Origin of the sequence: Salinisphaera sp. T5B8 (assembly GCF_040361255.1) — a bacterium.
Lineage (GTDB): Bacteria > Pseudomonadota > Gammaproteobacteria > Nevskiales > Salinisphaeraceae > Salinisphaera.
The window spans coordinates 38,246-60,923 of the sequence record NZ_APNG01000014.1 but is presented as its reverse complement, the minus strand read 5'-3'; the positions used below and the strand labels follow the sequence as shown (position 1 = coordinate 60,923).

Annotated in this window: 23 protein-coding genes; 11 read left to right on the top strand and 12 right to left on the bottom strand. The window is 62.1% G+C overall.

Annotated elements, in window-relative coordinates:
* The first annotated feature begins 43 nt into the window (after positions 1-43).
* Positions 44-805 carry an EF-hand domain-containing protein gene (locus T5B8_RS13305; RefSeq protein ID WP_353179469.1) on the top strand — a complete coding sequence of 254 codons (762 nt, stop codon included), beginning with the start codon at positions 44-46 and terminating at the stop codon, positions 803-805.
* Positions 806-1,224: 419 nt separating this feature from the next.
* Here T5B8_RS13305 and T5B8_RS13300 read toward each other — a convergent pair whose 3' ends face one another.
* From T5B8_RS13300 to T5B8_RS13275, 6 genes are all read right to left on the bottom strand, one after another.
* Entirely contained in the window at positions 1,225-1,794 is a 570-nt protein-coding gene (locus T5B8_RS13300; RefSeq protein ID WP_353179468.1) for a hypothetical protein, read from the bottom strand.
* A 111-nt stretch (positions 1,795-1,905) separates the two neighbouring features.
* Entirely contained in the window at positions 1,906-2,616 is a 711-nt protein-coding gene (gene nfi, locus T5B8_RS13295; RefSeq protein WP_353179466.1) for a deoxyribonuclease V, read from the bottom strand.
* A complete protein-coding gene (gene mntR, locus T5B8_RS13290; protein WP_353179464.1) occupies positions 2,609-3,103 on the bottom strand; it encodes a manganese-binding transcriptional regulator MntR in 495 nt (164 codons plus the stop codon). Before mntR ends, nfi begins: the two co-directional genes overlap by 8 nt.
* Before the next feature lie 19 nt (positions 3,104-3,122).
* The gene (gene aroE / locus T5B8_RS13285; protein ID WP_353179462.1) at positions 3,123-3,965 is read right to left on the bottom strand and encodes a shikimate dehydrogenase; all 843 of its coding nucleotides are present in this window, start codon (positions 3,963-3,965) and stop codon (positions 3,123-3,125) included.
* The gene (gene waaF / locus T5B8_RS13280) at positions 3,962-5,083 is read right to left on the bottom strand and encodes a lipopolysaccharide heptosyltransferase II (protein ID WP_353179460.1); all 1,122 of its coding nucleotides are present in this window, start codon (positions 5,081-5,083) and stop codon (positions 3,962-3,964) included. Before waaF ends, aroE begins: the two co-directional genes overlap by 4 nt.
* Positions 5,080-6,129 carry a hypothetical protein gene (locus T5B8_RS13275; RefSeq protein ID WP_353179459.1) on the bottom strand — a complete coding sequence of 350 codons (1,050 nt, stop codon included), beginning with the start codon at positions 6,127-6,129 and terminating at the stop codon, positions 5,080-5,082. Before T5B8_RS13275 ends, waaF begins: the two co-directional genes overlap by 4 nt.
* Before the next feature lie 92 nt (positions 6,130-6,221).
* On the opposite strand from T5B8_RS13275, the gene T5B8_RS13270 reads away from it, so the two are divergent.
* The 3 genes from T5B8_RS13270 to T5B8_RS13260 are packed head-to-tail and all read left to right on the top strand — an operon-like array spanning position 6,222 to position 9,882.
* Positions 6,222-7,463, top strand: coding sequence for a glycosyltransferase (locus tag T5B8_RS13270; RefSeq protein WP_353179457.1), 1,242 nt, complete (start codon positions 6,222-6,224; stop codon positions 7,461-7,463).
* The gene (locus T5B8_RS13265; RefSeq protein WP_353179455.1) at positions 7,460-8,698 is read left to right on the top strand and encodes a glycosyltransferase; all 1,239 of its coding nucleotides are present in this window, start codon (positions 7,460-7,462) and stop codon (positions 8,696-8,698) included. The genes T5B8_RS13270 and T5B8_RS13265 overlap by 4 nt, the downstream gene beginning before the upstream one ends.
* Entirely contained in the window at positions 8,695-9,882 is a 1,188-nt protein-coding gene (locus T5B8_RS13260) for a glycosyltransferase family 4 protein (protein ID WP_353179453.1), read from the top strand. Before T5B8_RS13265 ends, T5B8_RS13260 begins: the two co-directional genes overlap by 4 nt.
* Positions 9,883-9,989: 107 nt before the next feature.
* Here T5B8_RS13260 and T5B8_RS13255 read toward each other — a convergent pair whose 3' ends face one another.
* The 3 genes from T5B8_RS13255 to hemB form a co-directional block, all read right to left on the bottom strand.
* Positions 9,990-10,739, bottom strand: a complete 750-nt coding sequence (locus T5B8_RS13255) for a class I SAM-dependent methyltransferase (protein WP_353179451.1) — start codon at positions 10,737-10,739, stop codon at positions 9,990-9,992.
* Positions 10,729-11,373 carry a protein kinase family protein gene (locus T5B8_RS13250; RefSeq protein WP_353179450.1) on the bottom strand — a complete coding sequence of 215 codons (645 nt, stop codon included), beginning with the start codon at positions 11,371-11,373 and terminating at the stop codon, positions 10,729-10,731. Before T5B8_RS13250 ends, T5B8_RS13255 begins: the two co-directional genes overlap by 11 nt.
* Before the next feature lie 99 nt (positions 11,374-11,472).
* Positions 11,473-12,474: a porphobilinogen synthase gene (hemB, locus tag T5B8_RS13245; protein WP_353179448.1), complete on the bottom strand. Its 1,002-nt coding sequence runs from the start codon at positions 12,472-12,474 to the stop codon at positions 11,473-11,475.
* Positions 12,475-12,583: 109 nt separating this feature from the next.
* Here hemB and arsS point away from each other — a divergent pair, with 109 nt between their 5' ends.
* From arsS to T5B8_RS13230, 3 genes are all read left to right on the top strand, one after another.
* On the top strand, positions 12,584-13,540 hold the full coding sequence (gene arsS, locus T5B8_RS13240) for an arsenosugar biosynthesis radical SAM (seleno)protein ArsS (RefSeq protein WP_502950800.1): 957 nt from the start codon (positions 12,584-12,586) through the stop codon (positions 13,538-13,540).
* Between the two features lie 191 nt (positions 13,541-13,731).
* Complete coding sequence (locus T5B8_RS13235) at positions 13,732-14,295, top strand: sigma-70 family RNA polymerase sigma factor (protein ID WP_353179444.1); 564 nt, start codon at positions 13,732-13,734, stop codon at positions 14,293-14,295.
* Entirely contained in the window at positions 14,295-15,062 is a 768-nt protein-coding gene (locus T5B8_RS13230; protein WP_353179443.1) for an anti-sigma factor, read from the top strand. The genes T5B8_RS13235 and T5B8_RS13230 overlap by 1 nt, the downstream gene beginning before the upstream one ends.
* Positions 15,063-15,118: 56 nt before the next feature.
* Here the strand turns inward: T5B8_RS13230 and T5B8_RS13225 are convergent, their stop codons facing one another.
* Together T5B8_RS13225 and T5B8_RS13220 are read right to left on the bottom strand one after the other, a co-directional pair.
* Complete coding sequence (locus T5B8_RS13225) at positions 15,119-15,952, bottom strand: DUF547 domain-containing protein (protein WP_353179441.1); 834 nt, start codon at positions 15,950-15,952, stop codon at positions 15,119-15,121.
* Positions 15,942-16,925, bottom strand: a complete 984-nt coding sequence (locus tag T5B8_RS13220) for an alpha/beta fold hydrolase (protein ID WP_353179440.1) — start codon at positions 16,923-16,925, stop codon at positions 15,942-15,944. The genes T5B8_RS13225 and T5B8_RS13220 overlap by 11 nt, the downstream gene beginning before the upstream one ends.
* 201 nt (positions 16,926-17,126) lie before the next feature.
* Between T5B8_RS13220 and glpK the strand changes: the two genes are divergently transcribed.
* From glpK to T5B8_RS13205, 3 genes are all read left to right on the top strand, one after another.
* The gene (gene glpK / locus T5B8_RS13215) at positions 17,127-18,611 is read left to right on the top strand and encodes a glycerol kinase GlpK (protein ID WP_353179438.1); all 1,485 of its coding nucleotides are present in this window, start codon (positions 17,127-17,129) and stop codon (positions 18,609-18,611) included.
* Between the two features lie 178 nt (positions 18,612-18,789).
* Complete coding sequence (locus T5B8_RS13210) at positions 18,790-19,737, top strand: glycosyltransferase family 2 protein (protein ID WP_353179436.1); 948 nt, start codon at positions 18,790-18,792, stop codon at positions 19,735-19,737.
* Positions 19,738-19,749: 12 nt separating this feature from the next.
* On the top strand, positions 19,750-20,508 hold the full coding sequence (locus tag T5B8_RS13205) for a methyltransferase domain-containing protein (RefSeq protein WP_353179434.1): 759 nt from the start codon (positions 19,750-19,752) through the stop codon (positions 20,506-20,508).
* Here T5B8_RS13205 and T5B8_RS13200 read toward each other — a convergent pair.
* On the bottom strand, positions 20,502-21,809 hold the full coding sequence (locus T5B8_RS13200) for an asparagine synthase-related protein (RefSeq protein WP_353179432.1): 1,308 nt from the start codon (positions 21,807-21,809) through the stop codon (positions 20,502-20,504). The genes T5B8_RS13205 and T5B8_RS13200 overlap by 7 nt on opposite strands.
* 59 nt (positions 21,810-21,868) lie before the next feature.
* Between T5B8_RS13200 and T5B8_RS13195 the strand changes: the two genes are divergently transcribed.
* Entirely contained in the window at positions 21,869-22,678 is an 810-nt protein-coding gene (locus T5B8_RS13195) for a glycosyltransferase (RefSeq protein ID WP_353179430.1), read from the top strand.

Here is a 22,678-nt window from a genome sequence, read left to right as displayed (position 1 = left end):
TCTAGGCTAGGGCCACCTTTCATCTGCTACAGGACGAAACGCCATGATGAAGAAAACCGCGATCGCACTGGGTCTGGCCATGGTGTCGGGTCTGGGCCTCGCTGCCCAGAACGGCGCCGGCGCGAACACCAGCGTACAGGCTAACGCCGGCCAGACCGGTGCCGGAATCAATGCCGAAGCGGCGATCAATACCCGCTTCGATGCGCTCGATAGCAATGGCGACGGGGTGCTCAGCCGTGCCGAAGCACAGGCCAATCCGCAGATTGCTGCGCTCTACGACTCCATGAATACGGCCGACACCATCGAAGATCGCGCCAAGGAAAGTACGCCCAACGGCATTACCCGGGCCCAGTTTCAGGCCGGCATGCAAGCCGCGGCTTCGGGCTCGGGTAGCGTAGGCCCGGCGGCCTCCGGCGGCGAAACCTACACCATCATGCGCGACGGCAGCCGTCAGCTGAAGCAGGGCGCGTCGAACGCGGCGTCCAAGGCCGCTGGCGGGGTGCAGGGCGCAGCCTCTGCGGTCACCGGTCAGGTCGGCCAGACGGCCAATCAGGCCGGCGCCGAAGTGCGCAGTCAGCAGCAGCGTGCGCAACGTCAGTCGCAGTCACTGCAAAACCGCGCCCAGAAGGGGGTCGGTCGGGCCCAGCAGGGTGCAGCACAAATGGGCCAGCGTGCGCGCACTGGGGCCAGTCAGGCTGCTCAGGGCGCGAGCGTTCAGGGTTCGGTGAATTCCAATACGTCGGTCGAGAGCAGGCAAGGCGCGGGCGTCAACGCGCAGAGCGAAACCCGTATCGAAGCCGACTGAGCCGTTCGACCGGTTGCGAAAATACCCGCCATGTCGGGTGATTGTTGACCCGCTCAAGGGGTCGCCCTCGTACCTTCGGGTACGGGGGCTTTTTATGGGCGTCGCGATGACGGACGTTGTGCACGGGCCAACATGCGCGACTCGGGCCGGCAAGCGCCCGTGCAACACGCCGCGTGTGTATCGTGAACAAGCGCTTGTGGCGCCCGCGCGCCGCACGCGTGTTCACCGTCATAGCCGCGGGTTCGCATTGGGCGCTCATTGACGTTGATGCGCGGCCCGTGTCGTTATAAATAGATCTGCGCGGTCTGCTACGCCGCGCGAGCGTGCGATCAGGGCGATCAGCGCGACAGGGCTGCCAGCAGACATAAAAAAGCCCGGCGCGTGGCCGGGCTCTACGGTTACCGGATAACGGCGTGGTTTTAGCCGTTGCCGCCTGCGGCTGCTGCCGGCATCTGCTGACGCAGTTTGCCACGCAGCTGATCCATGTCGTCGAGCAGCTGCTCGGTCTGGCTATCCTGTTTTTTCATGGCGGCCAGAGTATCTTCCTGAAGCTTTTCGCCGGCCGAGCGGATTTCCGGCTTCTGCAGCGCGGCATCGCGCGCCTGCACCATCTGCTGGCGTTCAGCCTGGAAATCCTTCATCACGGCCTTGCGCTCTTCGTCGCTCAGGTCGCCGGACTGGAGCTTCTGCGCCATTTCCTGGACGCGCTCCTGGCCCTTGTCGACGTCGTAGCCCTGATCTTCGACCGCGTCGCGCACCTTTTCTTCGAAGTTTTCCTGCTGCTTGGCCAGATCCGGGTTGGCCTGAATGGTTTCCTGGTGGATCTGTTGAAGCTTGGACGCTTTCTGGCGGTACTGCTGCATGAGCTGTTGAGCCTGCTGCTGATCCGCGGTGGCGCCATTGCTTTGCGCGGTCGCCAGACCGGGCACGGTGCCGAAGGTCAATGCGGCCAGGGCCAGTGCCGTGATGGTGGTTGCGCGTTTGATCATAGGGTTAATCCGTTGTGCGAATGTCGTTGAACTGTCTGTGACCGCGGCCAAGCCTATCAGTGCCGTAGAAAGGCCTCAAAATCTGCAATCGGGTATCGAAACGGACCCGAATCACCGATTCGAGGCGAGCTTGTCGGCAACACGCGTGGTCTCGGGCAGTCGATAGCGTGTGAGTGCGCTCATCGTGTACGACAGCGCGCTCGTCAGGCCGATACGATGCCCGGACGAGATGAAGATCGGCTTAACGCCCGCCCGTGAACGCAATACCGCGCCGATGGTTTCGCCACGATCGGTAAGTTCGACCCAGGCGCCGCGCTCATCGGGTACGTCGATATGGCGACCGGTCAGGCGCTTTTTGGCCACGCCGATGGTGGGAAGGCCGGTCACCAGTCCCAGGTGGGTGGCGACGCCCAGCCGGCGCGGGTGCGCAATACCGTGGCCATCGACCAGAACGAGATCGGGCAGGGTGGTGAGTTGTTCGAGCGCGGCCAGCGCGCCTGGGATTTCGCGAAACGACAATAGCCCGGGGATGTACGGCATGCGGGTCGGCACGCGCGCCAGGGCTGTGTCAATGACTTCCAGTGTCTGTGCATCGAGCACGACGGCTGCCGCGCGGGTGGTGTTGCCGCCGTCCTCGAAGCCGATATCGACACCGCCGAGCCGTGTAACGGCAGGCAGGTCGTCGACGGTATTCACATGTGTGGTGAGCGTTTGCTGTAGGGCGCGACAGCGGCGCGCATCCTGAGGCCAGTCGTGTTCGATGACACGATGACCGTAAGGGCCGGCTTCGATTACACGGACGTCGGCGTCGTTTTCAGGCATCGGTGGCGCTATCGTTTCGATCGACAAAAGCCCGCATGATATCGATGGTTTCGGCGCTCACGTGATGCTCCACACCTTCGGCATCCTTGCGTGCGGTGTCTTCGGAGACACCGAGGGCGCGCAGAAAACGCAGCACCACGATATGCCGGTCGCGCGATTCGGCGGCGACCTGCTTGCCGTAGTCGGTCAGAAAGATCGATCGATACGGTTCGCTGGTCACCAGCCCCGCGTCGGTCATGCGCCGGATCATCTTTCCGACCGTAGCCTGGGTCACGCCCATGCGCTGGGCGAGTTCGACCGCGCGCGCTTCGCCCTTGGCGTCGATCAGGTCGGCGATGAGCTCGACATAGTCTTCGACCAGCTCGGTTTCATGTGCCTTGCGCACATGACTGTACTGGCGTGCGTGTTCCTCGGGGTGGAGCAGTTCGCCCGAGGTATCGCCGCGCAGGACGTGGTCGAGATGTTGAAGCGGTTCGTGTGCGCTCATAACGGCGTGATTATAACGGTTATGGGGTCCGCGGGTCGCCGGACTGACGCAGGGCGGCAATGACCTCGACCGTGCTCGGACGCACGCCGCGCCAGAGCGCGAACGATTCCGCGGCCTGTTCGACGAGCATGCCGAGCCCGTCGCAGCGTCGTGCCACGCCCTGCGCGGCCACCCAGCGCAAAAATGGCGTGGGCACGTTGGCATAGAGCATGTCGTAGGCACCGCGTGCCCGGGCGATGATCGCCGGCGACAGATCGGGCATTTCGCCGCCGAGCCCGGCCGAAATGGCATTGATGACGAGGTCCCAGCCGTCTTCCTCAGTGTTTAGCGGGCAGGCGCGTACCGTGCCCATATCGGCGAAATCGTGCGCGATCGTCTCGGCCTTGGCGACGGTTCGATTGGCGACACAGATCTCGGCTGCGCCCTGTTCGAGCAGCACCGGTACGACGCCGCGTACCGCACCGCCTGCGCCCAGGATGAGAATCCGCGCCCCGGCGATGGCCGTATCCAGGCCGCGCTCCAGATCGCGCGCCAGGCCGATACCGTCAGTGTTGTCGCCCAGCAGCGTGCCATCGTCGCGACGAGCCAGCGTATTCACCGCACCGGCACGTTGGGCTCGATCGGTCAAGCGATCGGCATAGGCAGCGGCTTCGGTCTTGAATGGCAGGGTCACATTCAGCCCCGCGCCGCCATCGGCGAAGAAGGTGGCGACGGTCGCAGCGAAGGCGTCGGGTTCGGCGGGCAGGCGCTCGTAGGTCAGATGTTGGCCGGTCTGGCGCGCGAAGGCCGTATGAATCGCCGGCGATTTGCTGTGTTCGATCGGATGGCCGATGACGGCGTAGCGATCTGGCGGTGCATTCATATCGATGGTTCGGATTCGGAGGAAACAATGGGCTCCACGGCCGGCGCAGCGGCGCTGCCGCCGGCATGATGTAGCGAGGCGATATCGCGTGCATCCGGGTCCAGACAGGCGCGCAGGACGTCGTGAACCGGAATATCGCGCATGCAGGCATTGTGGCCGAGCGGACACTGGCGCTGGCGACAGGGTGCACAGGCCAGATCGAGCCAGAAACGTGCTTCGGCCGGCGCCAGCGGCGGCGCATAGTCGGGGTGCGTCGAGCCGTAAATAGCCAGCACGCGCGGTGCGGCAGCCGCAGCCAGATGCGTTACGCCGGTATCATTGCCGACGAACGCGTTGGTCAACGAGGCGATATCGGCGATATCGACCAGCGAGGTGCGTTCGCACAGGTTCACGCCATGACGGGGCGCTGCTGCAGCCAGCTCCGCAGCCAGCGTTCGGTCGGCGGCGCTGCCGAAAATCCAGGTGGCGATGCCGCGTCGGTCGAGCTCTGCCGCCAGCCGCGCGAAATGCGTGGCTGGCCACTGTTTGGCGCCGCCATAGGCCGCGCCCGGAGCGAAGCCGATCGCCGGGCGCGTCTGGTCCAGACCAAGTTGTGTGATCAGGTCCGTGCGCCGATCGGAATCGATTTGCAGCTTTGGCCGATCGAGTTCGCCCAATTCATCGCCTTCGGCGGCCAGGCCCAGCAGCGCATAGTGTTCGACCTTGCGCGGATAGCGCGAGGTGTCGAGCGTGCGCACATCGTTGATCAGGCCGTAGCGCATTTCGCCGAGATAGCCCGTACGCCGGTTAATGCCCGCGAGCCAGGGTACGAGCGCCGCCTTGGCGCTGCGCTGGAGCACAATCGCCTGGTCGTAGCCGCGCGCGGCGAGCTCGCGTGCCGTGCGCCGGCGCGCGCCGAGTGCGATTTCGCGATGGCCGATTTCCATGCGGACCGCGTGATCCACCTCGGGCATGCGCTCAAGCAGATTGGCGGTCACCGAGGGGGCGAGTACGTCGATACGGGCGTCGGGTAAACGGGTACGCAGCAGCATGAACAGGCTCTGGGCCATGACCATATCGCCGATCCAGCTCGGGCCGACGATCAGGATTCTCGGCTGGTTTTCGACTGTCGCGGTCACGATTGGGCTTGTACGGCGTCTGTGTCGGCGCGCCGATATTGTCGACGACAGCTAACCAGCGTGTAGTAGCCGGCAAACACGGGGAATATCCACAGCCAGGAACTGATGGTCTTGCTGTGTTCGTGCCGATACACGCTGGGTGCGTATACCGCGATCCAGTAGGCGACCACGATAAACAGGATGCAGTAGGCACGCGCGAGCCGATCGCCCCGCGCATGTCGCAACAGCAGCGCGGCGCCGGCACAGCCTACGCCGGCGATCGAACAGAACAGCCCAAATTTACGCCATGCTTCGAATGTGTCGTTATCTTGCAGACGCAAGAATGAGTTTCCGATCGCGAGGGCCGCGATCGCAATCGCGGCGAGCGCCATGAATCGACTCCGGCCGGTGGATATCGGTCGCGTATCCAAGCCTACGGCAGCGGCAGTGGCGAACAAAAGCCAACCCGCCAGTTCCAGCGGCTCTTCCAGCACGCCGAATACGTTGGTCCATCCGGCGATAATGCTATCGGAGATCGGTAACCCGAATACATTTTCGAACTGGATATGGGTAGTGTGATCGCCCAGCTGGCCTAGAACTGGCAAGCCAACGCCCATAACCAGAAGCGCGATGGCTGCGAACGAACGTGCAAGGACAAGCTCGACGGTTATCCAGTTCAGCAGTACCAGAAGAAACTGGGGCCGAATATCGTCCCGCATCAGGTTGTTTTCGCTGATAAGCGAGATGGTAAAGAACAGGATGAACAACGCGGCCAGTCGAACCCGTCGTGGATCGCCATCTACGTAGGCGTTGTAGGCAATCAGCAGCCCGATCAGGCAGGCGACGAGCGATACGACTTCGGTAAGCATGAATTCGCCTCGAGCGTCTATAAACGGCGCGATCGTGGCACGCTCGCTGGCGCAAAAGCCGGCTTCCCAGCCGATACGGCAGCCACCGGCAAGGATAAAGGTCACGGCCGCGACAGCCGCGATTGCTATAATCCATCCTGTCTTAGTCATTGATTGGTTTGCGTTGGTTCTCGAGGGGCTAATTCGGGTGCATTGCATCGATGCATGCCGTGGGACCGAGCGCAAATGGCAAATCACTTGGGCGATCTGCGTGCGCGGTCGGCCCGAGAGAATCTATCAGAGATCAGTTTATGGGGCGCGATAAGGGCCGTCAGGGGCTGCGCTTGACGCATTATGTGAGTTTGAGCGGCTTCGGTGGGGTGGAGCAGCAGTTCGTGACTTTTGCCGCGCGTGCAGCGCGCCGGCATGGGGTCGAACAGTCCGTGGTGGTCTGCAGTACCAAGATCCATGCCCACCATCGCGCACTGCTGCCCAATTTCGAGGACTGGCGCTACGAAAAGAAGCTGTTCGGCTTTAAGCTCGGTCAGCATCCAGCCGCGCTGCGGCGTACGCGTTACCGCTGGCTCGGGCGTCGTTTCAAGCCGGATGTCGCCTTGCTCTGGAATCGACTGGATCAGCACACACGGGTGATCGACGCGCTGGGTGTGCGCCGTTGTCTGTACTGGGAGCACGGCTCGGCCTGGCTTGCTGGCGACGATCGTGCCCGTGCCGATGTACTCGCGCGCCTGCCTGCGGTTCTATGCAATTCCCAGGCGGCCAAACGCATGCTCGAATTGCGGTGGGGGTATGAAGGTGTGGTGCGCGTTTGCCCCAATGGCATGCGTAACCGGCATACGGTGAAAGAGTTCAAACAGCTGCCGCGGGATCAAAGCCTGCATATCGGCGTGGCCAGTCGCCTGGTGCCGGTCAAGGCCACGTGTCTGGCCTTGCATGCATTGGCGGCACTGCGAGCCCGCGGCATCAATGCCCACATGTCGATTGCCGGTGATGGGCCGCTACGCGCCGAACTCGAACAATTGGCACAATCCCTGAATATCGCTGCTCATGTGCGTTTTCTCGGCGTGGTCAAGGACATGGCGTTGTTCTTTTCGCAGATTGATGTGTTGCTGCATCCAGCGCTGCGCGAACCGTTTGGTGTGGTCGCGGCCGAGGCCGGGGCGATGGGCTGCCCGGTGGTCTGTACCGCCGTCGACGGATTGCCGGAAGTCGTGGCCCACGAACAGACCGGCCTATGTGTTGCGCCCACCGCCGATCTGGTGCGGTATCGCGAACTCGGCGGCGTGATCGATGATCTGCCGCCCGCTGTTTATATACCGGGCCGGGATTCGATCGAGGCGCCGACGATCTGCGAACCGGCGGCGCTTGCCGATGCGGTGATCGAGATCACCCGCGATGCAGAGCGGTTCGCGGCGATGAGCGATGCCGCCATGCGGCGTATCGCCGAGCGCTTCGATTTCGATCGCCATGTTGATGACGTGATGGCCGCTGTGAACGAATACCATGCCACCGGAACGCTCGAGCCGCGCGCATGAGTCTTGAGCGTGTTTTGCACTATGTCAGCCTCGACGGCGCGGGCGGCGTCGAACAGCAGTTCGTGGAATTCGTACAGACTGCTCGCCGGCTGCAAGACGTTGAACATGCCGTGGTCGCGTGTGGGCGTCGTATTCACCCGCTGATCGAAAAACGGCTCGACCAACGCACACCCGTGTTGTTCGAAAAATATACAAAGGGTTTGAAGCTGCCGAAATGGCCGCAGGTCATTCGCCGCCAGCGCCAACGTCATATCATGACGGCGACTCGTCCGGACGCGGTGGTGATCTGGAATCGCCTGCGCGATAGTCTGGATACGCTGGCTGCCGCGGGTGCGAAACGATGTATCTACTGGGAGCGTGGCGCGAGCTGGTTCGCGGGCGATACCGTGGCCAAGCGGGATTTTCTTGCGGCCGTTCCGGCGGTTATCTGTAATTCCTATGCCGCCCAACGCATGCTCGAGCTGCGTTGGAACTATAGCGGGGAAATCCGCGTCATCCGCAACGCGTTACGGCCATCGTTGTTGCCGGCGATCGCCCCCGAGCCGCGGACATGTCCAGACAAGGACAGACTCACCCTGGGCGTGGTCGCACGTCTGGAATCGATCAAGGGTGTGGCGGTTGCACTGCACGCGCTCGCGCATTTGCGCAAGCATGGCTACCGCGCAACGCTGCGTATTGCCGGCGATGGGCCAGAGCGCGCGCGTTTGCAGCAGCTGGCCAATACGCTGGATATCGCCGATTACGTGGTATTTGAAGGGTTGGTGGCCGATATGGCCGCGTTCTATGCGGATATTGATCTGCTCGTGCACCCCGCGCTGCGTGAACCGTTCGGTCAGATCGCGGTCGAAGCGGGCGCGTATGGTGTGCCGGCCGTGGTTAGCGCAGTGGATGGGTTGGTTGAGGTCATCGAGCACGAACGTACGGGTCTGTGCATTGAGCCGACACTGAGCGTGGCCGATTATCACGCGCTCGGCGCTGGCGACGACGATTTGCCGCCGCAGGTCTACGATCCGGCGCAGGATGCGATCGTCGCCCCGCGCGCACTCGATCCGCAGACGCTATGCCGGGCTATTATGGATATCTGTAGCGATGGCGCGCGCTATGCGCGCATGAGCGAAGCGGGTGTGGACGCGGCGCGGCAGCGCTTTGTATTCGACGATCACGTGCGTGCTGCGCTGGGCGCAATCGCGTCGTTCGTGAACACTGGGCGGCTAGCCCCGGCGGCGCGTTCATGAGCACGACCAGCAAGCGCATTGCCATCGCCTTTCGCGGAATCGGCGATATCGGCGGCACGAACAACACCATCACCGATCATGCCCGCTATTTTTGCAAGCTCGGTCACCAGGTCGATCTGATCGGCGGCAAAGTGCACAAGGGCGGGGTCACACCGGATATGGGGCGCGCCGTACGCATTCAGCGCCTGCCGGTGCTCAGCCGCTACAAGTGGCGCTGGTTTGCCGCGCGCGCCCAGCAGTATATCGATCAGCAGAACTACGATTTCGTGGCCGGGCACGGGCATCATTATCGGCAGGATGTGTTGTCGATGCACAATTGTCTGCATCTGGCGCATGAGCTGTTGCACGGCGACGCCCTCGACGCCCGCGGTACGCTGGCCGAAATCCACGACCGGATTTTCGCGGAGGACGGTTTTAAGCTGTGTATCTGCAATTCCAGGCTCATGCGAGACGACCTGTCGCAACGCTACGGTGTGGACCCTGAGCGACTGCCAGTTATCTATCCCGGTTATCGCCCGGCCCAATTCAACCGCGGCGACCGGCAGCGCTACCGCGACGCGGTGCGCGAAGAGTTGGGCTGCGACGAACACACCACACTGATCGGCCTGATCACATCGGGCGATTACCAGAAGCGCGGTCTGGATATTCTGTTGCATGCCTATGCGGCGCTGGAGGACGGCCTTAGGCAATCGAGTATGCTGCTGGTGTTGGGCAAGCAGGCGAGTTCTTCGTTTTTCATGGCCGAAGCACGCGCGCTCGGCATCGCCGATCGCATGCGCTTCGTGCCGCACACGCTCAGCCCGCAGCGTTACTTCCATGCCCTGGACATCTGTGCGCACCCGGCCCGTATCGAAGAGTTCGGTCAGGTCGTGCAGGAAGCCTTTGCCTGTGGCGTGCCCGTGGTGACCAGCAAGCGCGTGGGTGCGACAGAACTGCTGCCGAAGAATCTGTACGACGCGCTACCCGAGGCCCCCACGGCCGCCAACATCAGTGCCCAGCTCGAGCGACTCATTCGCGACGAGCGCGAACGCCGGGCGATCGCCGAGCAGATGATCGAGCAGGTGCGGTGCAATACGGCCGAGACCAACTTCCGAGCGACGCTGGATGTCTATCGCCAGGCCGGTCTGGATATTCCCGATGATGTTGATGGGCCCGGCACGAAAACCGAGAATTTGCCGCGCTGAAAAGCGAACCCAAGGATTCACGCTCGCCACCGCATGGGTTGCGGCGAACACAGCTCACCCGTCGCTTTTCACGCCGGTCCAATAGAAGCGCCGCCGGCGCCTTCACGTCATTTCGCGCGCCAGCGTTGTATGCGGCTGCGCAACAACGATTTGCGTTCGTAGCGAACGGTCTTGGCACCCGCCTGCGCAGGCGTCTCAGCGAGCTTGCGTGCCCAGGCCCAGGATTGGTCCTGGACCTTGAGATCCGTATAGCACGGATGCTGGGCGACCAGCAGATTGAATATGGCCGCGATATTGGGCTCGGCGATCTGGTCTTCGGAAAGGTCGCGGTTGGTGACGCCGTCACTACGCGTTTTGCCGCGTTCGATCGCGTCGGCATAACGCCAGCCATAATCGTCTAACAGAATCCAGCCGCCGGGGCGTAGCAGCTTGTCGGCGAGAAAGAAGGCGAGCCCGTCGATGGTCCAGTTCTTGGCGCCATCGATGAAGATGAAGTCGTAACAGGGCACACAGACCCCGTTCTGAGTCTGTGCCTCGATCTGTTTTTTCAGAAACCAGTTGTAGGAGTTCACCTCGCGCACGATCCGTACGTACGAGGTCAGATTGAGCCGATCCAGCGTTTTTTCGATGGTGGTTTCGAACTCGGCACTGCTTTCGAGATCCACGCTGGTGAGCGCGCCGGTGCCCAATTCATCCAGGGCGGCGGCGATGTAGCCGCTGCTCGCACCGTGCGCAAAGCCCAGTTCCAGACAGTCGGTCGGTTTTTCGCTGAGCAGGAAGTCGTAGAGAATGCGTGCCGAATGACGCGAAATATGCGGAACATTGTCGAGCAGGGCAGCCGCCTGTTTAAACTTCATCAATCAGTGTCCGGGCGTTGGGCCAGCGCGCGAGTTCGCCGCGCAGGCAGTCGTTGAAATAGCGCCATTCGCGCGCGTCTACGGCATTGCGGGCCGTGCGCTGCAACATTCGCTGCATATGCCGAAACCCTGCACGCAATCTCGACCTACGCGGTGCATGGCGTATGTCGTTGTCGATCCAGATCAGCGATTGTTGCCCAACCCAGCCGATGTTGTCGAAATGACCGTCCTTGTGGATCAGGCCGTGGCCGTGAAGACGCGCGATATCGACGGCCAAGCGCTGGAAAAACAGCGCGCGCAGGGCATCATCGGTGCATTCGCGCACGAAAGCGAGCGAAGAACGATAGTCGGCTATCTCGGCCATGAAAAGCACCGATTCATAGCTGGCCAACGGCGATAGTGACACACCCCAGCCATGAACGGCCGGTGTATTCAGCCCGGCCGCCTGGAGTTTATAGGCGCTGTAGTACTCGCGTCGCGCCTGCGCTGTGACGTATTTGCGCAGGCTGTCCCTCGGCTGGCTGCGTGGACGCACCAGCTTGGCGAGAAGCGGTGGCGGTGCGTCGATACGATACAGCGCCGAGTGCGGGCCCTGCTTGAATGGCCGCCAACCGGCGGCCGACGGTAGCTGCATGGTTTCGCCGACTCTTATACGCCAGGGACCCGGCGCAGGGCCGAGTTCACCGACGATCGCGGTTTTGAGTGTTTGCGCAGACTGCACGGCCCGCGCCGCTTATTCGGCCAGCCAGCGCGCCGCGTCCTTGGCGAAATAGGTCAGAATGCCGTCGCAACCGGCCCGTTTGAAGCTGCCCAGACACTCGAGCACAGCCGCGCGTTCGTCCAGCCAGCCGTTGTCGATCGCGGCTTTGAGCATGGCGTATTCACCGGACACCTGATAGGCAAAGGTCGGCACGCCGAAGGTCTGTTTCACCCGGTGAATGATATCGAGATAGGGCAGGCCGGGCTTGACCATGACCATGTCCGCGCCTTCCTTGAGATCGAGCGCGACCTCGCGCAGGGCTTCGTCGGTATTGGCCGGGTCGACCTGATAGGTACGCTTGTCGGCCTTGCCGAGATTGGCCGCCGAGCCAACCGCTTCGCGAAACGGGTTGTACAGGCTGGAGGCGAACTTGGCCGCATAAGACATCACCAGCGTATTCACATGGCCCTTGTCTTCGAGGGCGTTGCGCATGGCCTGGATACGCCCGTCCATCATATCGGAGGGCGACACGATATCCGCGCCGGCATCGGCATGGGCCAGGGTCTGGCGCACGAGAATATCGATGGTCGGATCGTTGAGCACATAGCCGTTGTCGTCGATCACGCCGTCCTGGCCATGGCTGGTATACGGGTCGAGCGCGACATCGGTCATGACACCGAGCTGCGGGAATTCGCGTTTGATCGCGCGAATCGCCTGCGGCACCAGCCCATCCGGGTTGGCGGCTTCTTCTGCGTCCGGCGTCTTCTTGTCGGCATCGATCACGGGGAACAGCACGACCGCCGGAATGCCAAGCGCGACCACGTCGGTCATCTCTCGCAGCAACCCGTCCAGGGTATGTCGCTGTACGCCGGGCATGGCGGTGACATCGACCGGCTCGCCTTCGGTGACGAACACCGGGTAGATCAGGTCGTCGACCGACAGTCGGGTTTCGCGCGCCAGGCGCCGGGCGAAGTCGCTTGCGCGACCACGGCGCATGCGGGTAGCAGGATAGTGACCGGGGAACGTGTGGGGCATGATAAACCTGCGCTCAATCAATCGTGTGCTCCACGATATGTGTATGCCTTATGCAGCTTTCAACTCCTGCTAACATTGTGCACAACCTAATCAAGCGCGAGGCGACGCCATGCGCCCGATGACAACGAACGCTGCCAAGACCGATTTTCCGTCGATCCGGCGTGATCGACTGCACACGTTGCAGATGAATCTCGGCTATCTGTGCAATCTGGCCTGCACCCATTGCCATGTCGAGGCCGGGCCCAAGCGAACCGAACTCATGGACACGGCGACCATGGATACGGCTCTCGAATTCATCGCGGCTCAGAATATTCAGACCCTAGATGTCACCGGTGGCTCGCCAGAAATGCATCCGCGTTTTCGTGAGTTCATGCGTGACGCCAAGACGCTCGGTGTGCATCTGATGGATCGCTGCAATCCCACGATCATCGAAGAGCCCGGTTATGAATGGGTGCCGGCGTTTCTTGCCGAGCACGAAGTCGAAGTGATCGCCTCGCTGCCGTGCTATACCGCCGACAATGTCGATGCCCAGCGGGGCAAGGGTGTATTCGACGACAGTATCGCCGCGCTGCAAAAGCTTAATGCGCTGGGCTACGGCCAGCCCGATAGCGGGCAGACGCTCAACCTTGTCTACAACCCGGGTTCACCGTCGCTGCCGCCGCCGCAGGATACGCTCGAGCAGGATTACAAGCGGTTTCTGGCCGATCGTTTTGGCATTGTGTTCGATCACCTGTTCACGCTCGCCAACATGCCGATCAAGCGCTATGCGCATATGTTGCTGCGCGAACAGCGCATGGGCGAATACATGCAGCTGCTGCGCAGCGCGCATCGCCCGGATAACCTCGCCAGCGTCATGTGTCGCGGGCTGATCAGTGTGGACTGGCAGGGCTATGTCTACGACTGCGATTTCAACCAGATGCTGAGCATGCCCCTGGCCGGCGGCGGTGCGACCCATCTGCGTGAACTGGTCGATTACGACTTCGCGGGTCGGACCATCGCCGTGGGCGATCACTGCTACGGCTGTACCGCCGGCCAGGGCAGTAGCTGTGGCGGCGCACTCAACTAAGCGCATGCCGTCGTCCGGATTGTGCGGTAATTGAGCTGCGCCCATTTTCCCGCCAGACTAGGCGGATCGACTAAAAGTGAGTCCATGCATGACTAGCGCAAGCGTTTTTGCGTGTCGTTTCGACGTACCGTCTGTCGTCGTTCAGGCGCGCGTCGACGCATTGGCGCCGGCGGTCGAAGATGGGTGCGCCCATGGCTGAACGCGACCAGCTTACCGAATGGCTCGCCGCCACCGCCCGCGGCGACGAACAGGCCTTTCAGCGTCTCTATGCGGCCACTTCGTCGCAACTCTATGCGTTACTGTTACGTATTCTGCGTAACCCCGAACGCGCGCAGGATGCGCTCCAGGATGCCTATGTGCGCGTTTGGCAAAAAGCCGATACCTATGCGCCCGAACGCGGCGCGCCGTTGACCTGGTTGTTGTCGATCGCGCGGTATCGTGCCCTAGACGTACTCCGGCGCAAACGCCCGGAAGTGGCCATGCCCGAAGAGCCCGACATGGTGGCGACGCTGCTCGAAGACGAACAGTCGCTCTCGCCGCTCGAGGAAAACGAAAACCAGCAATCGCTGGATGCGATCAGCGTCTGTTTGAAAACCCTGCAACCCCAGCAACGCGATAGCGTACTGCTGGCCTACTATGAAGGCCTGACGCACCAGGAGCTTTCCGAGCGCCTCGATGCGCCGCTGGGCACGGTCAAGAGCTGGATTCGTCGCGGCCTGTTGCGGCTGCGCGAATGTCTCGCGGAGCGCGCGTAATGGCCGGATCCGAACACGAGCAACGTATGCTGGAGGCGGCGCAGTACGTGCTCGGCACGCTCGATGCACGCGAGCGCAGCCGTTTCGAAACACGGCTCATGCACGATGCCGACGCGCGCCGCGAGCTGGCTTACTGGGAGACACGTCTGGGCGCGCTGGCACTTGCCTTACGCCCAGCCGAGCCACCGGCGGCGGTCTGGGATCGGGTGACGCAGGAACTCGGCCTGAAAACCGCAACGCCCGCGGCGACACCTTCGACGGTGCCCGCCGTCGAGCGACAGTCCGCGGCAAACGACCGCAGCGTGGGCCTGTGGCGGGGTCTTGCCCTGGTGGCATCGACCGCGGCGCTGGTGATGGCCGGGTTGCTGTTTACCGGTTCCACCGAACGTGGCGGCGAACCCGGTGCCGCCGCGGCGCCCGCATATGCCAGCATGGTCTACGACGAGTCGACCGGTATGAGCTGGGTTGTCACCGTGCATGCCAACAGTCACAAGATGAGCGTGCTTGCCATGGGCGATTACGAAGTCCCCGAAGGCAAGGTGCTGCGCGCCTGGCTCAAGCCGAAAAACGGCGAGCCGATGCTGCTCGGCAAGTGGCCGAATACGCACGGCGACCATGAAATGGTGGTTTCGGATGACGCGGCCAAGCACATGGACGAGCCCGCCCAGCTCATGGTGTCGATGGAAGATGCCGCACCAACCGCGCAGGCTGCCACGCCCAGCGGCAAACTCATGTGGACCTCGCCGATTGCCCGGCGTACCGGGTAATAAGTCGATTCCGCGGCGGCGCGCTTGCGTTGGTCCGGCGGCGGGGGCGTAGGGGTTTATTCGTCGGCTTCGATCACGGCTTCGTCGTTAAGCGCCCAGTCGTAGGCATAGCCGTCGATCGTGTGGCGCATATCCAGGCGTAGCGAGCGCTGCGGGCCGGCAAAGCGGCGCAGATAGCTGATGATCGCCCGGTCGCTGTCGCCGAAATCCGACCCGTACCAGTCGTAGATTTTCGACACGATCAGCTCGTCGTCGTCCGTAAAGTGCACGCCCGCGGGGCTGTTGACATAGTCGCGTGCGTTCTCGTTCAGCTGCGCATAGACGTTGTCGCCGGTATAGGCGCGCGTAGCCAGGTCCGGACAGCTCAAGGAGGCACAGTTGACGCCGTAGTGGGTCAGACCGTCGTGCCAGATCGGGCGCAGGATACGGTGTTCGATATCGTTCAGGCTGACTTTTTCGCCGTCGATACGTAGCCGTTTTTTCTTCCAGGGCCCGGAGGACAACACGCTGCCGCCGATATCGCGGATGGAGTCGACCGGATAGGCATCGAGCACCAGATCCAGCGTGAGCGCGTTGTAGAGGTTGATCCAGTAGGCGCGCTGAACATTGCGGTTGTAGCCATCGATATCGATTTGCTGCATGGCCTGGAGGTAGCGTTCGAGCCGTTGATGGTCGGCATCGCTGACCTGGCCATAGCGCACGCCATTGGGCGCGTGTTCGTGCGCGACGACGTAAGTACGCAGGAAATCGTCGAACGCACTGTGGTCGATCGTCTCGGTCGAATTTTCGTCGTGTGCCTGCCAGCGCGGCCACAGTTTCGCTGCCGGCGCGGCCAGCACAGCGGTACTCCACAGAGATAGCACGATCAGTGCCACGACACTACGACGCATCGACGGACTCCTCGAATGGGGTGCGGGTATGCGCTGGGGCATGCGGTATACGCGCATCGAGCCAGCGGCGAATATCGGCGATTACGGTATCGGCGTGGTGGTCGTGGAGCAACTCGTGGCGGCGCGAATCGTAGAGCCGCAGTTCGAGATCGCGTTGGCCGTCGGCCGCCCAGTCCCGTGCCATGCGCTGCGGGCCCCGCCCGAAATTGCCCATCGGATCGTCGCGCCCGGCGATGACCAGCAACCCCAATGCCAAGGGCACACGCCGCAGGCTGAAGGCACTGGCACTGCGCGCGATGCCGCCCAGGACCGTATGCCAGGCGCCAGCACACAGCGCAAACCCGCAGTCCGGGTCGGCCTCGTAGGCATCGATCGCCGAATTGTCGGTGGATAGCCAGGCATTGCTGCGTAGCGCGCCGTAATAGCGTGCCAGACGGCGATCGTAGGCGCCGATGATCAGACGCTGTAGCGCCTCGCTTTGCGCATGGGCGCCGATGCGCGCGCACTCGATGCGTGCCAGCACAGCCGCTGCGCGACAAGCCAGCGGGCTGGGTCGGTCGCTGCCGCTGAGAATCGCGCCGGCATAGGCCTCGCCATATTGGGCAAGTACGGCCAGCGCGATGAACGAACCCAGGCTATGGCCGAATAGAAAGATCGGTACGCGCGGTGCCCGCGCCGCGGCGCGCTGGCGAATACGCTCGACATCCTCGATCAGCGTTTGCCAGTCGCAACGTTCGCCCAGATCGCCGTGATCCACGGCGGCGGTGGTCGCCCCGTGGCCACGCAGATCGAACGCATGGACTTCGATGCCGGCGGCAGCCAGGTCTTCCGCCAGGCGCGCATAGCGGCGGGCATGTTCGGCCATGCCATGCACGATGACCAGACAGGCTCGTGTAGGTTGCTGTGCAGGCCAACGATAGGCCACCAGCCGGGTGGGGCTATCGGTGCTGACCTGCTCGGATTCGTACGTCAACGGTTGACCTGTATGGCATGCAGCGCGTAAAGCTGCATCCTTCCATAGAAACAAGTCCGCGATCCAGTGATGTGTTAGCACCGGCGTTTGCCGGCATGGGCGAATTTCGTGCGCTGCTGTCAGCACCATGTGGATACGATGTATTGCCTATGCCGTTAGAGGAGATTCGCCCATGAATGATGTTGTCCGGGGCCTTTGCCCATGAGTCGCGCCTGTCATCTGCTGGCTATCGATCAGGGCACAACCAGTAGCCGTGCCATCATTTTTGACAAAGACGGGCATATCCGCGGACGCGCCCAGCGCGAGTTCCAGCAGTATTTTCCACAGGAAGCCTGGGTCGAGCACGATGCGAATACGATTCGCGCCGACGTGATCGCCGTATGCCGCGAGGCCATCGACGATGCCGGGCTTGAAGCCGGCGATATCGCTGCCTGCGGTATTACCAATCAGCGCGAAACCACGGTCATCTGGGATCGCGCCACCGGCGAGCCGATTGCCCGCGCGATCGTCTGGCAGGACCGGCGTACGGCAGAGCGCTGTCGCGAGCTGGCCGACGCCAAGACCGAACAGTGGCTGCAGGACAAGACCGGCCTGTTGTTCGACCCGTATTTCTCGGCCACCAAGATTGCCTGGCTACTCGATAACGTCGAGGGCGCACGCGAGCGCGCCGAGGCCGGCGAGCTGGCCTTCGGCACCATCGACAGTTGGCTGCTATGGCACCTGACCGGCGGCGCGGTCCATGCGACCGATGCGACCAACGCCTCGCGCACCTTGTTGTTCAATATCCGCGAGCAGAGCTGGGACGACGAACTGCTGACGTTTTTTGATATCCCGCGTGCGTTATTGCCCGAGGTGCGCGATACCGCCGCCGATTTCGGTACCATCGACCCGGATCTGCTCGGCGCACCCATCCCCATCGCGGCCATGGTCGGCGACCAGCAGGCCGCGCTCGTGGGCCAGGCCTGTTTCAAGCCGGGCATGGCGAAATCGACTTATGGCACCGGCTGCTTTCTCATGCTCAATGTCGGCGAACAGGCCGTCGCCTCGCGCCATCGGCTGTTGACGACCGTCGCCTATCGCCTCGACGGGCGCACTACCTATGCCCTGGAAGGCTCGATCTTCGTCGCTGGTGCCGCCATCCAATGGTTGCGCGATGCGCTGCACATGTTCGAAGAGGCCGAGCAAACCCAGGCGCTGGCGTCCTCGGTCGATCATACCGGCGGTGTCTATCTGGTGCCGGCCTTCACCGGTCTGGGCGCGCCCTATTGGGACCCGGAAGCGCGCGGCGCGATTCTCGGCCTGACGCGCGATACCGGCATCGAGCAGATCGTACGCGCAGCACTTGAATCCACCTGTTATCAGACCCGCGATCTTGTTCATGCGATCGGTGACGATGCCGAGCCGCCACGCGAGCTTCGCGTGGACGGCGGCATGGTCGCCAACGATCTGGTCTGCAGCTGTCTGGCCGATATCCTGCAAACGCCGGTCGAACGCCCCGACGTGATCGAAACCACCGCACTGGGCGCGGCCTATATGGCGGGCTTGCAGGTCGGCCTGTACGATTCGCTCGACGCGATCGCGCGCCTGTGGCGCGCCGAACGGCGTTTCGATGTCGACAAGAGCGCAGACGAAGTCGATGCACTCTACGACGGCTGGTGTGAGGCCGTAGCCCGGGTGCGTGGATAATTGCCTGATCGCCGGTGGCCGCGCCCCATGAGCGCGCGGCCTGGCAGCGCGGCCCTTACGCGCCGATAATGGGCGCATCCGATACGCTGCCCGCCATCACGTGCGCACGCTGGAACCCGGCTGATCGAATGGTCGGTTGGATGCCTTGCTGACGATAGAACGAGCCCGAAAGCTAGCCATGGATGTATCCATTTTGTTCGCAACGCGTAATCGCGCCGCCCAGCTCGAGCGTACGCTCGACTGCTACCGAGCGCTTGATACGCAAGGACTGGACTGGGAACTGCTGATCGTGGACAACGGCAGTACCGATGCGACCGCCGAGGTCATCGAACGGGCGCGTCAGGATTTGCCGATCACTTATCTGCATGCCGACGGTGTCGGCCAGAATCGGGCACGCAACGTGGCCATGGATCGACTCTCGGGCGATCTGGTGATCTTTACCGACGACGATGTATTGCCTGAGCCCGACTGCGTGCGCGCGTATATCGAGGCGGCACGGCGCTGGCCGGACGATGTCATCTTCGGTGCGCGTATCGAGCCCAGCTTCCCCGCCGATACGCCGGTCTGGATGACCACGCCCGATTTCGAATTTGCCACCACCGCCTTTGCACGCTATCAACCGGCCGACCGGGAAGGGCCCGTAGGTCGACATCCCTATGGCCCGAGCTTCGCGGTGCGCCGCGCGGCGTTTGAGGGCATGCGTTTCAATGAACAGCTCGGCCCGCAAACCGGTAGCTATGCCATGGGCGGCGAGGGCGACTTTCTGCGTCGGTTGGCGGCGCGTGGTTATCGCTACATCTACGTGCCCCAGGCGCGGGTGGCCCATGTGGTGCGCGCCGAGCAAACGAATATCGACTGGTTACTTTCGCGGGCCTACAAGAAAGGCCGTGGCCAGGTTTATCTGCCCAGTTCCAAGAAAGCGCCCAAGCTGTACTGGGGCGGTGTGCCGCTCAAACTGTGGTTGGGCACACTCCGTTCCTGGCTATTTTTTCAGCTATATCGGTGTTTGCCGTACGCACCAGAGCGAGCGTGCGTCGAGCGGGGCATTATCTACCAATTCCGGTTGGGCCAGGTTCATGAACTGCGTGCCCGCCAGGCCGGTGTTACTCACAACGATCAGGATTGAGATACCGATTCCATGCCATCCGAAGCAGTCTATTCCGATACCTTCTATCAGGACCGCCACGCGCGTACCGTGACCGCGGCCAGTCGCATTCTCGAGCTGGCGCTCGGGGTGCTGCCGCCCGTGAAGTCCGCCGTCGACGTGGGCTGCGGCGTGGGCACCTGGCTGTCTGAAATCAAGCGGCGCGGCATTTCGGATATCCATGGCTTCGAAGGCGAATGGGTCGATACCCAGCATCTGGAGATCCCGACAGACTGTTTTTCGCATCACGACCTGACCAAGCCGATCACGCCGCCGGCGAAACGATATGACCTCGCGCTATCGCTGGAGGTCGCCGAACACCTGCCGGATTCCGCCGCGAATACGTTTGTCGAATCGCTCACCGGGCTATCCGATTGCATTCTTTTCTCGGCTGCCATCCCGGGCCAGGGCGGGCGCCACCATATCAACGAGCAATGGATCGAGTACTGGCTGGAGCTTTTCGCAGCGCACGATTATGTGGGGCTGGACGTGATACGGCCCCATATATGGCATGACGAGGAGATCGCGGAATGGTATCGCCAGAACGCGATACTTTTGGTCGCAAGATCACGCCTGGACGAACTGAGTCTGGAAGCACCGCCGCACGTATTGAAACCGTTCTCGATCGTGCACCCGATCGCGTTTTCGTCCATCACCCAGCGCCTTAGGGCCCAGATCCAGATGGATCAGACCCTGGGCGGTTCGTGGAAGCTGTTTCGGCGTGCGATCAGGTCGCGTATTCGCGGCTACTGAGGCGACGAGGGTTCGAACAGGTCGGGCCGAGCCTCGAGCAGTAGTTCGAGGTTGAACAGCACGTTCAGTGCCTTGAAATGGTCGGTCTTTTCCTCACGATGCCGACGTAATATTCCCTGCGCGTCGATCCAGGGTATGGCCCCGCTATCGTCGAGCCGAGCCATGCTTTCATCGAATAAAGCGGCCACAGTACTGTCTCGGCGAAGTTCGTTTCGGAAATCTAGATATTGCCAGCGGCGATCCGCTGGCGGCACATGAATGTTCGGAAGGATATGACTCAGGCGTGACCGGAGTCGACGTTGCCGCCGCAGCTTCTTTCGATAGCGACGGATTTCAGCGTCGCTCGCGCCCAACGGCAGACCGCCGCTTGCGGTGGTCGGTAGTGCGAAAAGCTCGGGATAGCTGTACTGGAACAGGGCGATGAAAAAACGCTGATCGCGGCGTAGGGCGTCCGGTAGGCCGAGTATGAAGGCACACCATTCGGGGTCCAGAAAGGGGCTGAGCACTTCGTAGCCGGCGGGGCAGACGACCGGGCGAACCAGGCGTTGTTGGCGAATCGCGTGATCCAGCTGCTCGAGCGGGCCCATCAGGTCCATATCGACGAATGGCGCGCTCGGCAGCGCATCGATCGGCACCATATCTTCATCGGTGAGCTTGATGGTACGGCTTGCCTGATGCCACGCCACGAACGATTCCCGGGCTTGCTGCCAGTTGCTGCTGGCACCCTTGTCGAGGTGCTTGCCCGATAAGGCGTCGCCACAGAAGCCGTTGATGTAGGTGAACTCCTGTCCGTAACGCCATGCGATCTGCGCATTGAAAAACATGTCGATAACCAACGATGGCGATGGCTCACCCTTGGCAACATCAAGCAGTGCGGCTCGCGAGATCTGTGTTTGTGTCAGGTCGATTCGGTCGTTGGCAACACCTGCATGAGCTGCGATACGGGGTGCAATTTCGTAATCGAAGGCGCCCGGCACACCGTAGGTGACGGTCTTGACAGGCGCGCCGCAGGCACGCAAACCGCCGAGCACGGCGCGCGAGTCCAGACCGGCGCTCAGGGGTAGTAACAACGGGCGTGTGGCGTGATTCGCGACTTTTCGGCAGATATGGTTCCAGAGGTCGGCGCCCTGTGCGAGCAGCTTGTCCTGGGAGGGTTCGGGCTGACGCCGGCGCTGTCTGGCCGCCTTCAGGGTATCGACCTCGAAGGGCAGGCCCTGGATCGGCACGGGTCGATTGATGGGTACCCCGTAGTGCAGTGTTTCAGCCAGGGCTTGTCGGTCGATCGGTGTATCGCGGTTCATGCTGGAACAGGCAAGGAGTTTTCTGTGATTATACGCAGGCCGTATAAGGCCCAGAGTGTATGGCAGGTATGTCCGGGCTTACGTCCAGCCCTGTGCTGCCACGAATGACATTCGAGAACGAATCTATGACCTTGACCCGAGACGGCATTACATTTGTCATCACCAGCTGCGGCCGGCCCGAGTTGTTGGCGCGAACGATCGACAGTTTCGTGGCACACAACACGTATCCCATCGCCCGCTATATCCTGATCGAGGACTCCGGTGATCGCGACATGCTCGATTTCATCGAGCGCCGCTTCGGCGATCTGTTCGATACGGTGTTGTTCAACGAGCCGCGGCTGGGCCAGATACGCAGCGTGGACCGCGCTTATGCCCAGGTCGACACGCCTTATATCTTTCACTGTGAAGACGATTACGAATTCTTCCGGTCCGGTTTCATGGAGGATTCGTTATCGGTACTCAAACACGATCCAGGTGCGATCACCGTCTGGCTACGCAACCTCTGGGAAGGTAACCGGCATAAGTTCGAAGAGCGGATACGTTATACCGACGATAACGTGATGTATCGGCGCGTATTGCCCAAGACTTCGCGCAACCACACATGGTACGGCTTCACGTTTAACCCAAGCTTGCGCCGTCTGGCCGATTACGAGCGGATCAAACCATTCAACGATGTCGGACACGAGCTCGAAATCAATTATGCGTATCATGAACTGGGTTTTTATGGTGTGACCCTGGAAGAGGGGGCGGCACGAGACGTAGGCCGTGGCCACCACGTCCCCGACGTGGGGGAATCTTTCATCCAGCGGATCAGAGCCGAGTTGCGCCGCCGGCGTCGTGCCCGGCGCGAACGTCGCGCGCATCGTTGA

Excerpts from the sequence above, each read along its gene's own strand:
- T5B8_RS13255 (WP_353179451.1), bottom strand. The coding sequence starts at position 10,739 with ATGAAGTTTAAACAGGCGGCTGCCCTGCTCGACAATGTTCCGCATATT.
- T5B8_RS13300 (WP_353179468.1), bottom strand. The coding sequence starts at position 1,794 with ATGATCAAACGCGCAACCACCATCACGGCACTGGCCCTGGCCGCATTG.
- glpK (WP_353179438.1), top strand. The coding sequence starts at position 17,127 with ATGAGTCGCGCCTGTCATCTGCTGGCTATCGATCAGGGCACAACCAGT.
- aroE (WP_353179462.1), bottom strand. The coding sequence starts at position 3,965 with ATGAATGCACCGCCAGATCGCTACGCCGTCATCGGCCATCCGATCGAA.
- T5B8_RS13260 (WP_353179453.1), top strand. The coding sequence starts at position 8,695 with ATGAGCACGACCAGCAAGCGCATTGCCATCGCCTTTCGCGGAATCGGC.
- T5B8_RS13250 (WP_353179450.1), bottom strand. The coding sequence starts at position 11,373 with ATGCAGCTACCGTCGGCCGCCGGTTGGCGGCCATTCAAGCAGGGCCCG.
- nfi (WP_353179466.1), bottom strand. The coding sequence starts at position 2,616 with ATGCCTGAAAACGACGCCGACGTCCGTGTAATCGAAGCCGGCCCTTAC.
- T5B8_RS13275 (WP_353179459.1), bottom strand. The coding sequence starts at position 6,129 with ATGCAATGCACCCGAATTAGCCCCTCGAGAACCAACGCAAACCAATCA.
- T5B8_RS13225 (WP_353179441.1), bottom strand. The coding sequence starts at position 15,952 with ATGCGTCGTAGTGTCGTGGCACTGATCGTGCTATCTCTGTGGAGTACC.
- T5B8_RS13265 (WP_353179455.1), top strand. The coding sequence starts at position 7,460 with ATGAGTCTTGAGCGTGTTTTGCACTATGTCAGCCTCGACGGCGCGGGC.
- T5B8_RS13195 (WP_353179430.1), top strand. The coding sequence starts at position 21,869 with ATGGCAGGTATGTCCGGGCTTACGTCCAGCCCTGTGCTGCCACGAATG.
- T5B8_RS13305 (WP_353179469.1), top strand. The coding sequence starts at position 44 with ATGATGAAGAAAACCGCGATCGCACTGGGTCTGGCCATGGTGTCGGGT.
- hemB (WP_353179448.1), bottom strand. The coding sequence starts at position 12,474 with ATGCCCCACACGTTCCCCGGTCACTATCCTGCTACCCGCATGCGCCGT.
- mntR (WP_353179464.1), bottom strand. The coding sequence starts at position 3,103 with ATGAGCGCACACGAACCGCTTCAACATCTCGACCACGTCCTGCGCGGC.
- arsS (WP_502950800.1), top strand. The coding sequence starts at position 12,584 with ATGCGCCCGATGACAACGAACGCTGCCAAGACCGATTTTCCGTCGATC.
- T5B8_RS13270 (WP_353179457.1), top strand. The coding sequence starts at position 6,222 with ATGGGGCGCGATAAGGGCCGTCAGGGGCTGCGCTTGACGCATTATGTG.
- T5B8_RS13210 (WP_353179436.1), top strand. The coding sequence starts at position 18,790 with ATGGATGTATCCATTTTGTTCGCAACGCGTAATCGCGCCGCCCAGCTC.
- T5B8_RS13235 (WP_353179444.1), top strand. The coding sequence starts at position 13,732 with ATGGCTGAACGCGACCAGCTTACCGAATGGCTCGCCGCCACCGCCCGC.
- T5B8_RS13200 (WP_353179432.1), bottom strand. The coding sequence starts at position 21,809 with ATGAACCGCGATACACCGATCGACCGACAAGCCCTGGCTGAAACACTG.
- T5B8_RS13205 (WP_353179434.1), top strand. The coding sequence starts at position 19,750 with ATGCCATCCGAAGCAGTCTATTCCGATACCTTCTATCAGGACCGCCAC.
- T5B8_RS13230 (WP_353179443.1), top strand. The coding sequence starts at position 14,295 with ATGGCCGGATCCGAACACGAGCAACGTATGCTGGAGGCGGCGCAGTAC.